The 11,080-nt window shown below is 65.5% G+C and carries 12 protein-coding genes; 1 reads left to right on the plus strand and 11 read right to left on the minus strand.

Translation table 11 applies throughout. The annotated features are described in order from the left end of the window. Position 1: 1 nt before the first annotated feature. The 3 genes from plsX to QZ213_RS17200 all read right to left on the minus strand — a co-directional run bounded on the left by plsX (position 2) and on the right by QZ213_RS17200 (position 2,498). Positions 2–1,060: a phosphate acyltransferase PlsX gene (gene plsX, locus QZ213_RS17190; RefSeq protein WP_291687287.1), complete on the minus strand. Its 1,059-nt coding sequence runs from the start codon at positions 1,058–1,060 to the stop codon at positions 2–4. 299 nt (positions 1,061–1,359) lie between these two features. Then, positions 1,360–1,950, minus strand: coding sequence for a DUF177 domain-containing protein (locus QZ213_RS17195; protein ID WP_291687288.1), 591 nt, complete (start codon positions 1,948–1,950; stop codon positions 1,360–1,362). Continuing rightward, positions 1,947–2,498, minus strand: coding sequence for a ubiquinol-cytochrome C chaperone family protein (locus QZ213_RS17200; protein ID WP_291687289.1), 552 nt, complete (start codon positions 2,496–2,498; stop codon positions 1,947–1,949). Before QZ213_RS17200 ends, QZ213_RS17195 begins: the two co-directional genes overlap by 4 nt. A 122-nt stretch (positions 2,499–2,620) precedes the next feature. Between QZ213_RS17200 and bamE the strand changes: the two genes are divergently transcribed. Continuing rightward, positions 2,621–3,109 (plus strand): outer membrane protein assembly factor BamE, encoded by a 489-nt coding sequence (gene bamE, locus QZ213_RS17205; protein WP_291687290.1) that lies wholly within the window; start codon positions 2,621–2,623, stop codon positions 3,107–3,109. Between the two features lie 185 nt (positions 3,110–3,294). Here the strand turns inward: bamE and QZ213_RS17210 are convergent, their stop codons facing one another. From QZ213_RS17210 to glyA, 8 genes are all read right to left on the minus strand, one after another. After that, the gene (locus tag QZ213_RS17210; RefSeq protein ID WP_291687291.1) at positions 3,295–5,415 is read right to left on the minus strand and encodes a sodium-translocating pyrophosphatase; all 2,121 of its coding nucleotides are present in this window, start codon (positions 5,413–5,415) and stop codon (positions 3,295–3,297) included. A gap of 205 nt (positions 5,416–5,620) precedes the next feature. Then, positions 5,621–6,622 carry a thiamine-phosphate kinase gene (thiL, locus tag QZ213_RS17215; RefSeq protein ID WP_291687292.1) on the minus strand — a complete coding sequence of 334 codons (1,002 nt, stop codon included), beginning with the start codon at positions 6,620–6,622 and terminating at the stop codon, positions 5,621–5,623. A 1-nt stretch (position 6,623) separates the two neighbouring features. Beyond that, positions 6,624–7,130 (minus strand): transcription antitermination factor NusB, encoded by a 507-nt coding sequence (nusB, locus tag QZ213_RS17220; protein ID WP_291687293.1) that lies wholly within the window; start codon positions 7,128–7,130, stop codon positions 6,624–6,626. A 2-nt stretch (positions 7,131–7,132) separates the two neighbouring features. Next, a complete protein-coding gene (gene ribH / locus QZ213_RS17225; protein WP_291687294.1) occupies positions 7,133–7,624 on the minus strand; it encodes a 6,7-dimethyl-8-ribityllumazine synthase in 492 nt (163 codons plus the stop codon). A 112-nt stretch (positions 7,625–7,736) separates the two neighbouring features. Beyond that, positions 7,737–8,345, minus strand: coding sequence for a riboflavin synthase (locus QZ213_RS17230; RefSeq protein WP_291687295.1), 609 nt, complete (start codon positions 8,343–8,345; stop codon positions 7,737–7,739). Further along, entirely contained in the window at positions 8,345–9,496 is a 1,152-nt protein-coding gene (gene ribD / locus QZ213_RS17235) for a bifunctional diaminohydroxyphosphoribosylaminopyrimidine deaminase/5-amino-6-(5-phosphoribosylamino)uracil reductase RibD (RefSeq protein ID WP_291687296.1), read from the minus strand. Before ribD ends, QZ213_RS17230 begins: the two co-directional genes overlap by 1 nt. Further along, positions 9,493–9,975 carry a transcriptional regulator NrdR gene (gene nrdR / locus QZ213_RS17240; protein WP_291687297.1) on the minus strand — a complete coding sequence of 161 codons (483 nt, stop codon included), beginning with the start codon at positions 9,973–9,975 and terminating at the stop codon, positions 9,493–9,495. The genes ribD and nrdR overlap by 4 nt, the downstream gene beginning before the upstream one ends. A 24-nt stretch (positions 9,976–9,999) precedes the next feature. Then, positions 10,000–11,080 (minus strand): serine hydroxymethyltransferase (gene glyA / locus QZ213_RS17245; protein WP_291687298.1); only part of this gene is annotated, 1,081 nt, incomplete at its 5' end.

Below are 11,080 nucleotides of genomic sequence, written 5' to 3' on the forward strand. Positions count from 1 at the left end.
GTCACGAGACAGCCTCCTGCGCGGTCGGCGCAGATCCGTGCGCGCTGTCGCGATTGAGCATTTGATTGATCTTGTTGAGGAGATCGTAGCGGACCATCTCATAGCCAACATCGACCGCATAGGCAAAGCCTTCGGCGTCGGTTCCGCCGTGGCTCTTGACGACGATGCCGTTGAGCCCGAGCACCACGCTACCGTTGGACTTGCTCGGGTCGAGCTTGTCACGCAGCGCCTTGAAAGCATTTTTCGCAAACAGATAGCCGATCCGCGAGCGCCAGGTGCGCGACATGGCGCCGCGCAGGAATTCAGTGATCTGCCGCGCGGTGCCCTCGGCCGCCTTCAACGCGATATTGCCGCTGAAACCCTCGGCGACGATGACGTCGGCGGCCCCCCTGCCGATGCCGTCGCCCTCGACGAAGCCGATATATTCCAGCTGGGGAAGGTTCATCGCGCGCAGCAACTCCGCCGCTTCGCGAATTTCCTCGCGGCCCTTGATTTCCTCGACGCCGATATTGAGCAGGCCAACCGTGGGCCGTTCGAGATCGAACAGCACGCTCGCCATGGCGCTGCCCATCACCGCCAGCGCCACCAGATGATGCGCGTCGCCGCCGATGGTGGCGCCGAGGTCGAGCACGACCGAATCGCCGCGGGCCGTGGGCCATATCGCCGCGAGCGCTGGCCGATCGATCCCGGGCAACATGCGCAGGCAAAACCGCGCCATCGCCGCCAGCGCGCCGGTATTGCCGGCCGATACCGCAACGTCGGCCTCGCCCTTCTTGACCGCATCGATGGCGAGCCACATCGACGACGACTTGCGGCCGCGGCGCAACGCCTGGCTGGGCTTGTCGTGCATGCTGACGGCGACATCGGTATGAATGACACGGGAGACCGCCTTCATCGCCGGATGTTTGTCGAGCTGCGGGTCGATCAGCGCGCGATCGCCGAACAGAAGAAATTCGGTGTCGGGATGCCGGGTCAACGAAATCGCGGCGCCGGGAATGACGACCGATGCGCCGACATCGCCACCCATGGCGTCAAGCGCGATTCGAACCTTCTGAGGCATGGACGTCCCGGAAACCTGATGACTTGCGGACAAGAAGCGCTTCGGCCGCGAACTCTGAAATCGCCATGGATGGCAGCGATCGGCGAAGCGCAACGCTGCACCCGGCCGGGCCGCGACAATAGCGTGTCCCGGCCCCGACACAACCTCTTGACCGCTCTCTTTTGAACGCCGAGTCGCGGCGGTGCGGAGTCGGCTCGTGGGACTAAATCAAGATAATTCAACGAATTAGGCTAGATTTTCGACCCAAGCCGGCATCTCGCCGCGCTGCAATGCGGGCGTCGCACCCGCGCCGGCGCCCTTTAGCGCTTGTTCGGCTTCTTCGCCCCGGGCGTTTTGGGCTCGAGCTTGAGCGCTTTGAGCGCGGCAAACGGATGGGCCTCGGGATCGGCGGCCTCGACCGGCGGCTCGAAAACCGCATCCGGCCGGCGCGGATACGGATCGACGCCGAGGAACAACGCGTCGGTCGCCAGCCGGCCGAGATCGATGACGCCGTTGACGATTGGCTCTGGCGGATCCGGAATGTCGACGTCGCTTTCCACAGCGTCATCGACGAGATCGGAGAGTTCGGGAACTTGCTCGGGTGGCGCGAAGATCAAGTCGATCTCCTCATCGATCTCGTTCTCGATCGGATCCAGCGTCACCACACAGGTCTGCCCGATCCGCGCCCGCACACGGCCGCCGACATGAAAACGGCCCACGCCGCTCGGCGTGACATCGAGCGAGGCATTCGCCGACAGAATCTCGCGCAAGCCCCCGGCCTCGGCCATGGCCGCGCGTTCGACCGGGCTTGCTTCGATATCGCGGTGCAATCCGGTCTCCGGGATCTGCGCCACCGGAACGGGAACGCGCCAGGGGTCGGGCTTGTCGATCGTGCTGCTCGGTCGGTTCATTGCTGTACGCCCACTCGCGCCGGCGAAGGAAACCGCCACGATGCCCGCTTGATAGTGGCATCGTCCAGCCCTGCCAGGGCCTCGGTCGCCGCCTCGGTATAATAAGCGAGCCGCCGCGCGTTTTCGATTTGGCCGCCGTCCAGGATATTCTTGCACAGCGCCTGCCCCAGCGCCTCACGGCTATCGGCGACAGCCAGATCATAGGCCGCCGTACGCCCGTAGAACGCCTCCCCGAAGGCCTGCATGCGTTTGGGCACGGTCAGGTCGCCGACCCCCATTTCGCGCAAATTGGCGTCCATATCCTCGCAGAAGCGGTCGAACAGCGCCTGGCACAGCACCGTGCCGCCCTCGACCGCCCTCATCCGATGCAAGACCATCCACAAATGCAGTACCACGAGATCAAAACGCCCCTCAACGGTGTCCGGCACGCCCAAGTCCCGATAAAACAACGGTTCTCGCGCTTGCGTCACGATCATGCCATAGATGGCTTCAATGGTGCCCCGCAGGGGTACCCGGGATTTCCTGAAGTGATTGAACGGCCAAAGCATTGTGGGTTCCGCAAGCGAGCCCCAAAGGTTTCCGTATTGGGAGCCCGCGCCTGTTGCAATCCAGCGTGCTGCCCGGTACGTCAACGCCTCGCGGGATGCAAGGGGACGGGACCACTTCCGGAATGACCGAGACGAGCCAGAGACCTCCAAGCGCCTGTTCTCCGCGCTGCCTGCCCGCGCGCTGGCGCCGCGTGCGCGCGGCCGCCGCCATCGCGCTGCTCTGCGCGACGCTGGGCGGCTGTCTCACCGGCGAGGAGTTCCAGAAGGGTTATATCCTTCCACCCGGCGCGCTCGAGCAGATCCCGATCGGCGCGAGCCAGGACCAAGTGCTGATCGTGATGGGAACGCCGTCGACGGTCGCCACACTCAACGGCGAGGTGTTCTATTACATCTCGCAGCGTTCCGAACGCCCGGTCGCCTTCATGAATCAAAAGGTCGTCGACCAGCGCGTCATCGCGATCTATTTCGACAAGAATCGCCAGGTGCAGCGGCTCGCCAACTACGGGCTGAAGGACGGCAAGATCTTCGACTTCATCAGCCGCACCACGGCGACCTCGGGCCAGGAGCTCAGCTACCTCGCGCCGCTGTTCAAGCTGCTCAGCTTCAACTAGGCGGACGCCCCCGCCCGTAACGACCGTCATTGCCTGCGACAAACGCGAAGCATTTGCGCAAGGGAGCGCTAGCGACGAAGCATCCCGCTTATGCTCGTCGCACGTGGACGCACCACGATATCCCGAAGCACGAAAAAACCCCGCGGGCTCGCACCGCGGGGTCTTTGTCTTCGATCGTATCGGGCTCAGTGCGCCAGAATCGCCAGCAGCAGCAAGGCCACGATGTTGGTGATCTTGATCATCGGGTTGACGGCGGGGCCGGCCGTATCCTTGTAGGGATCGCCGACGGTGTCGCCGGTGACAGCGGCCTTGTGGGCGTCGGAGCCCTTGCCGCCGTAATGGCCGTCCTCGATGTACTTCTTGGCGTTGTCCCAGGCGCCGCCGCCCGAGGTCATGGAGATCGCGACGAACAGACCGGTCACGATCACACCCAGCAGCATGGCGCCGACGGCCGAGAACGCCGCCGATTTGCCGGCTGCGCCGCCGCCCGCGATCGCGAAGATCACGAAGTAGACGAAGATCGGCGACAGCACCGGCAGCAGCGACGGAATGATCATTTCCTTGATCGCCGCCTTGGTCAGGATGTCGACCGCCTTGCCGTAGTCCGGCTTGTCGGTGCCCTGCATGATGCCGGGCTTTTCGCGGAACTGACGCCGCACTTCCTCGACGATGGCGCCTGCCGCGCGGCCGACCGCCGTCATGCCCATCGCGCCGAACAGATACGGCAGCAGGCCGCCAAACAGCAGGCCGACCACGACGTAGGGGTTGTTCAGCGAGAAGTCGGGCACCACGCCCTGGAAGTACGGAAACTTCGCGGCGTTGCCGATGAAGAATTTGAGATCTTCATTATAGGCCGCGAACAGCACCAGCGCGCCGAGACCGGCCGAGCCGATCGCATAGCCCTTGGTGACCGCCTTGGTGGTGTTGCCGACGGCGTCGAGCGCGTCGGTGGCCTTGCGGACTTCCTTGGGCAGACCCGCCATTTCGGCAATGCCGCCGGCATTGTCGGTGACCGGGCCGAAGGCGTCGAGCGCCACAATCATGCCCGCCAGCGCCAGCATGGTGGTGGTCGCAATCGCGATACCGAACAGGCCGGCAAGGCTGTAGGTGACGAGGATGCCGGCGATGATCACCAGCGCCGGACCGGCGGTGGATTCCATCGAGATCGCGAGACCCTGGATCACGTTAGTGCCGTGACCGGTGACCGACGACGCCGCGATCGACTTCACCGGGCGATATTCGGTGCCGGTGTAGTATTCGGTGATCCAGATGATCAGGCCGGTGACGACGAGACCGACGATGCCGCATTCGAACAGCGCCATGCCGGTATATTTCACGCCAGCCAGCGGACCGAAGCCGACCAGCCAGTAGATCACGCCGGCGACGCCGATCAGGGACAGCACGCCGGTGGCGATCAGGCCCTTGTACAGCGCGCCCATGATCGACTGGTTGGCGCCGAGCTTGACGAAGAAGGTGCCGATGATCGAGGTGATGATGCAGATGCCGCCGATGGCGAGCGGCAGCGTCATCATGTTCACCAGCAGCGGCGAGGTCGCAAAGAAGATCGCGGCGAGCACCATGGTGGCGACCGCGGTCACCGCATAGGTCTCGAACAGGTCCGCGGCCATGCCGGCGCAGTCGCCGACATTGTCGCCGACGTTGTCGGCGATGGTGGCGGGGTTGCGCGGATCGTCCTCGGGAATGCCGGCTTCGACCTTGCCGACGAGATCGCCGCCGACGTCGGCGCCCTTGGTGAAGATGCCGCCGCCGAGACGCGCGAAGATCGAAATCAGCGAGGCGCCGAAGCCGAGCGCCACCAGCGCATCGACCACGGTGCGGCTGTTGGCCGCTAGACCCAGGAAGTGCGTGAGGTAGGCGAAGTAGATGGTGACGCCGAGCAGCGCCAGACCCGCGACCAGCATGCCGGTGATGGCGCCGGCCTTGAAGGCAAGTTCAAGTCCGCCGGCTAACGAGATGGTCGCCGCCTGCGCGGTACGCACGTTGGCGCGAACCGAGACGTTCATGCCGATGAAGCCAGCCGCACCCGACAGCACCGCGCCGATCAGGAAGCCTGCCGCGACCAGCGTGCCGAGGAAGTAGGCCAGCAGCGCGAAGATCACGATGCCGACCATGCCGATGGTCATGTACTGGCGCTTCAGATAGGCCTGCGCGCCTTCGCGCACCGCCGCCGCGATTTCCTGCATCCGCGGGTTGCCGGCGTCCGCTTTCAAGACCGATGCCGTCGCCCAGATGGCGTAAACGATGGAAAGCGCTCCGCAGAGCACAATCGCCCATAATGCTGTCATTGAACCTGCCTCAGATTGTGGTCACCCCACGCCAATCGCCGCGGGAGCGGCGGGCGCATAAAAAGAAGGCCGCCCCTGCCCAAAAGGGCGGCCTGAAATCGGCGGGACCATGCCAAAATCATATGCCGGGCGCAACGCCGCGGAAGGCCTAAACGGTCGATTTCGGAAGGTATTTGCGCCGAGATCGAAGCTTTCCGCCAAAATCCTAGAAATGGCTGTAGGACAGGCGCGGCAGCGGCACCTCGCTGCCCTGCGCATCCAGAAACCTTGGGGCCGCTTTACCCGCGATAACCGTTCCGATCGGGGTCACCGCCACCCCGGCTGCCCTCGCGGCCTGGGCGAAGGCCTCAAACCGATTCTCTGGTATCGCGCACAAGATCTCGTAGTCGTCGCCGGCGGAAACGAGGGTTCCGATGCCGACAATGCCCCGCGCGAGCAAGCTTGCCGCCGGCGCGGACAAGGGAATGCCCGGCGCGTCGATCACGGCCGATAAGCCGGAGGCCGCACAGAGCTTGGCGAGGTCGCCCGCGAGGCCGTCGGAGACATCCATCGACGCGCTGGCGTGATCGCGAATCGCCTGCGCCAGCGCGTTGCGCGGCTGCGGCACGCGATAGCGTCCGACCAGCAGGTCCCTTGCGGCGGGATTATCCGCCAGGGCCGCCGCGGCCGCACCGCCCTTGAGGATATCGAGACCGAGCGAGGCGTCGCCGATCGTCCCTGTCACCACCACGCGGTCGCCGGGCTGCGCGCCGAAGCGATGGACCATGCTGCCTGATGGCACGCGCCCGAACGCCGCGATCGAAATCATCAGGGGACCCGGCGTGGAGACGGTATCGCCGCCGAGCAGCGGACAGCCATAATGTGCGGCGTCCTCGCCGAGCCCGCGCGCGAACGGCGCGAGCCAGGCGTCGTCGGCCTTGCGCAGCGCCAATGTCAGCAGGAAACCGCAAGGCGTTGCCCCCTTGGAGGCGAGATCGGACAGGTTCACCCGCAGCGCCTTGCGCGCGATGGTGTCCGGTGGATCGTCGGGCAGAAAATGCACGCCCTCGACGATGGCGTCCGTCTTCACCACGAGATCGTCGCCGGAGGCTTTCAGGATCGCCGCGTCGTCGACCAGACCGAACGCGCCGGCATCGGTCGCCAGCGGCCTGAAATAGCGCGCGATCAACGCGTCCTCACCGGATGCACCTGCACCGGGGGCAGTCATGTCAGCCGCCTCCCCGCGAAAACTCGTCGGCGCGGAACTGGCGGGCGATCTGGTCGAGCACCGCGTTCACCATGCCGGTCTCTTCGGCCTCGACAAAGGCGTTCGCGACGTCAACATATTCCGACACCACGACGCGGCCGGGCACGTCCTTGCGGTGCTCCAGTTCGTAGGAACCGGCCCGCAATACCGCGCGCAAAATGGCGTCGATCCGCTTCAACGGCCAGCCCTTCGAGAGCGCATCGTCGATCAGCGGATCGAGCTTCGCCTGGTCGCGCACCACGCCGGCAACGATATCCTTGAAGAACGCGGCTTCGGCCGGCAGGTATGTGTCGCCCTCGACCTCGTTGCCGAGCCAGTGGCTTTCGAACTCGGCGAAGATGTCGTTGATGCCGGCCCCGCCGATGTCCATCTGGTAGAGCGCCTGCACCGCGGCGAGCCGCGCCGCGCCGCGCCGGTTGGCTTTCCTGTCGGGACCTTTTGCCGGCTTCGATTTCTTGTTCTCTGCCATGATCAGATCCGCGTCAGCCGGCGCTTGATGCGGAGCATGGCCAATGCCGCGCGCGCGGCGTCGCCGCCCTTGTTGAGTTCGCGGGCGCGCGCCCGCGCCCAGGCCTGCGCCTCGGTATTGACGGTGATGATGCCGTTGCCGAGCGGCATCCGTCTGACCACGGCGAGGTCCATCAGCGCGCGCGAGGACTCCATCGAGACGATTTCGAAATGGATGGTGTCGCCGCGGATCACGCAGCCCAGCGCAATCGCGGCGTCGTAGGGCTTGCCGGTGCTTTCGGCGGCGTCGAGCGCAATCGCGATCGCGGCCGGAATCTCCAGCGCACCGGGCACCGTGATCACGTCATGCGTGAGCCCGGCGGCCTTCAGCTCGGCGACCGCGCCTTCCATGAGGGCGTCCTGGATGTCGTCATAGAAACGCGCCTCGACGATCAGCGCGCGCGCGCCGGAGACGTCAGTCTGGTCCTTTAGAGGTGCGCGCCGCGCGTCTGCCATCGTCTGTTCATCCAGGAAATGTCGTCATTGCCGGGCTCGACCCGGCAATCCATCTCCTTAAGAGGATGGATACGCGGGTCAAGCCCGCGTATGACACATTTGTCGTTGTAGCCTATTTCATTTCCGCAAGCCGCGCGGCGTAGCGCGCCATCAGGTCGACCTCGATATTGACCTCGCTGCCCTGCCGCCAGCCACGGAGCGTCGTGACATCAAGCGTGTGCGGAATGATCAGCACCGAAAAGGCCGTGTCATCGACCGTATTTACCGTCAGCGACACGCCGTCGAGCGTCACGGAACCCTTTGCAGCGATGAATCGCGCCAGTTCGCGCGTGGTGGAGAGTTCGAACCGCGCCATGTCGGGCAGATCGTCTCGCCTGACGATGGTCGCGATCCCGTCGGCATGGCCGGCGACGATATGGCCGCCGAGTTCGTCGCCGATCTTGAGCGCACGCTCGAGATTGAGCCTCGTTCCCGCGGTCCAGTGCTTCGCCGTGGTCATGCCGAGCGTCTCGGCGGCGGCATCGACGTCGAACCAGGTCCTGCCGGCCTCGATGCCCGAGGCGACCACGGTCAAGCAAACGCCGTTGCAGGCGATCGAGGCGCCGTCGGCGATGGTCGCGCGGTCGTAGCGGCAGGCGATGCGCAAGCGGTGCAACTGTCCCTGCGCCGTTGGCGTCAGGCTGACGATCTCGCCGACATCGGTGATTATTCCGGTGAACATCAAGTGCGCTCGTAAATCGTGAGAGTATCCTTCTGCAGCGTTTCGCTTGCACGGACCTTCAATACCGGCGACTGCGAGATGGCGGTCAGCGGCAATGCGTCCAGCGCGGTGATCCCGTCGGTGCCGATCGCATCGGGACCGCGCAGCAGCCAGACCTCGTCGACGAGCCCCGCCGCGACAAAGGACGACGCCACCCGCGCGCCACCTTCCACCAGAAGCCGCGTGATGCCCTTCTCGGCAAGCGCTTGCAGCACGGCCGCCGGATCAAGCCCCGGCGAGGTTTTTGACGGCGCGAGCCGGATCACCTGCGCCCCCGCGGCCCCGAGCTTCATGGCGGCCGGCGCTTCCGCGAGCTCGGACGCCATCACCCATAGCGGCGTCTCGCGGGCGGAATGAACCAGCCGGCCGGTGCCCGGTATCCGCAAGCGCGAGTCCAGCACCACCCGCACCGGCGAGCGCGCTTCCATGCCCGGCAGGCGGCAGGTCAGCAGCGGATCGTCCGCCAGCACGGTGCCAATCCCGATCAGGACCGCATCGCATTGCGCGCGCAGCAGATGCACCCGCGCCTTGGCGGCTTCGCCCGTTATCGCCACCGGCTTGTGGCCAGCCGCCGCGATTCTGTCGTCGGAGGATACCGCAAGCTTGAGGATGACATGCGGGCGCTTGTCGCGGACGCGCCGGAAGTGTCCGGCATGGTCGCGCGCCGCTTCCACGGCGCCAAGCCCGATGTTGACGGTGATGCCGGCCGCGCGCAGCCGCGCATGGCCCTGCCCGGCTACTTCGGGGTTGGAATCCTCGATCGCCGACACCACCCGCGCGATGCCTGCGGCGATGATGGCGTCGGCGCAAGGCGGCGACTTGCCAACATGCGAGCACGGCTCCAGCGTCACATAGAGCGTGGCGCCACGGGCGGCCTCGCCGGCGCGTCTGAGCGCTTCGGGCTCGGCATGGGGACGGCCGCCGGGCTGGGTCCAGCCGCGGCCGACAATGATTCCGTCCCTGACCACGACCGCGCCGACGGCGGGATTGGGCCAGGTGCACCCCAGCCCGCGCCGGCCGAGCGTCAGCGCGAGCTGCATGAAGCGCTGGTCGGCGGCCTTGGCGTCCTTCGATTTCTGCGCGTACTGGTCTTCCAGGATGCGGAAGATCATTTGCGTAACAGGGCAATCCGCGCGTCGTCCTCGCCGGACAATTCGCCGAGCACGGTTTCAAAGTCTTTCGCCTCGCGGAAATTGCGATAGACCGAAGCGAAGCGGACATAGGCGACGTCGTCGAGCTGGCGCAGATGCTCCATCACGATCTCGCCGATCGCCTCCGACGAAATCTCGGCCTCGCCGCCGCTTTCGAGTTCGCGCACGATGGCCGAGACCATCTTCTCGACGCGCTCGGGATCCACCGGGCGCTTGCGCAAGGAGATCTGCACCGAGCGCACCAGCTTGTCGCGATCGAACGGCACCCTGCGGCCGTTGCGCTTGATCACCGTGAGCTCGCGCAGTTGCACCCGCTCGAAGGTGGTGAAGCGGAAATTGCAGGCGACGCAGACCCGGCGCCGCCGGATCACGGCGGAATCCTCGGTCGGACGCGAGTCCTTCACCTGGGTATCGAGACTGTTGCAGCTGGGGCAACGCATCCGGCCAAAACCTCTTTGATAGTCCTACTGATAAATCGGGAAGCGGTCGGTGAGCGCCTTCACCTTTTCCTTGATGGCGGCTTCCACCAGCGGCGCCTTGCCGTCCTGCGACTGCGCAATCGCATTCAGCACCTCGGCGATGAAGCCTGCGACCTGCTTGAATTCGGCAACGCCGAAGCCGCGCGTGGTCGCAGCCGGTGTCCCCAGCCGAAGGCCCGAGGTGACGAACGGCTTTTCGGGATCGAAGGGGATACCGTTCTTGTTGCAGGTGATGGCCGCGCGCACCAGGGCCTTTTCCGAGACGTTGCCCTTCAGGCCCTTCGGCCGCAGGTCGACCAGCATCAGATGGTTGTCGGTGCCGCCGGAGACGATGTCGAAGCCGTGGCCGCGCATCGCTTCCGCCAGCGCCTTGGCGTTCTCCACCACGTTCCTGGCGTAGATCTTGAAGTCCGGGCGTAGCGCTTCGCCGAACGCCACCGCCTTGGCCGCGATGACATGCATCAGCGGGCCGCCCTGCAGCCCCGGGAAGATCGCCGAATTCAGCTTCTTGGCGAGCGCCTCGTCGTTGCACAGGATCAGGCCGCCGCGCGGGCCGCGCAGCGATTTGTGGGTGGTGGTGGTGGTGACGTGGGCATGCGGCACCGGCGAGGCATGCACGCCGCCGGCGACGAGGCCTGCGAAATGCGCCATGTCGACCATCAGATAAGCGCCGACGCTGTCGGCGATTTCGCGAAACCGCTTGAAATCCCAGGGCCGCGAATAGGCCGACCCGCCGGCGATGATCAGTTTCGGCCGCACCTCTTCGGCCAGATTGGCCACCGCATCCATGTCGATGATCTGGTCCTCGCGCCGCACCGTGTAATGCGCGGCCTTGAACCACTTGCCGGACATGTTGACGGGCGAGCCGTGGGTGAGATGGCCGCCGGCGGCGAGATCCAGCCCCATGAAGGTATCGCCGGGCTGCAGCAGCGCCAGGAACACCGCCTGGTTCATCTGGCTGCCGGAGTTCGGCTGCACGTTGGCAAAGCCCGCGCCGAACAGTTTCTTGGCGCGCTCGATCGCCAGCGTCTCGGCGACATCGACCCATTCGCAGCCGCCGTAATAG

The organism is Bradyrhizobium sp. (assembly GCF_017881085.1).
Lineage (GTDB): Bacteria > Pseudomonadota > Alphaproteobacteria > Rhizobiales > Xanthobacteraceae > Bradyrhizobium.

Excerpts from the sequence above, each read along its gene's own strand:
- plsX (WP_291687287.1), bottom strand. The coding sequence starts at position 1,060 with ATGCCTCAGAAGGTTCGAATCGCGCTTGACGCCATGGGTGGCGATGTC.
- QZ213_RS17195 (WP_291687288.1), bottom strand. The coding sequence starts at position 1,950 with ATGAACCGACCGAGCAGCACGATCGACAAGCCCGACCCCTGGCGCGTT.
- QZ213_RS17200 (WP_291687289.1), bottom strand. The coding sequence starts at position 2,498 with ATGCTTTGGCCGTTCAATCACTTCAGGAAATCCCGGGTACCCCTGCGG.
- bamE (WP_291687290.1), top strand. The coding sequence starts at position 2,621 with ATGACCGAGACGAGCCAGAGACCTCCAAGCGCCTGTTCTCCGCGCTGC.
- QZ213_RS17210 (WP_291687291.1), bottom strand. The coding sequence starts at position 5,415 with ATGACAGCATTATGGGCGATTGTGCTCTGCGGAGCGCTTTCCATCGTT.
- thiL (WP_291687292.1), bottom strand. The coding sequence starts at position 6,622 with ATGACTGCCCCCGGTGCAGGTGCATCCGGTGAGGACGCGTTGATCGCG.
- nusB (WP_291687293.1), bottom strand. The coding sequence starts at position 7,130 with ATGGCAGAGAACAAGAAATCGAAGCCGGCAAAAGGTCCCGACAGGAAA.
- ribH (WP_291687294.1), bottom strand. The coding sequence starts at position 7,624 with ATGGCAGACGCGCGGCGCGCACCTCTAAAGGACCAGACTGACGTCTCC.
- QZ213_RS17230 (WP_291687295.1), bottom strand. The coding sequence starts at position 8,345 with ATGTTCACCGGAATAATCACCGATGTCGGCGAGATCGTCAGCCTGACG.
- ribD (WP_291687296.1), bottom strand. The coding sequence starts at position 9,496 with ATGATCTTCCGCATCCTGGAAGACCAGTACGCGCAGAAATCGAAGGAC.
- nrdR (WP_291687297.1), bottom strand. The coding sequence starts at position 9,975 with ATGCGTTGCCCCAGCTGCAACAGTCTCGATACCCAGGTGAAGGACTCG.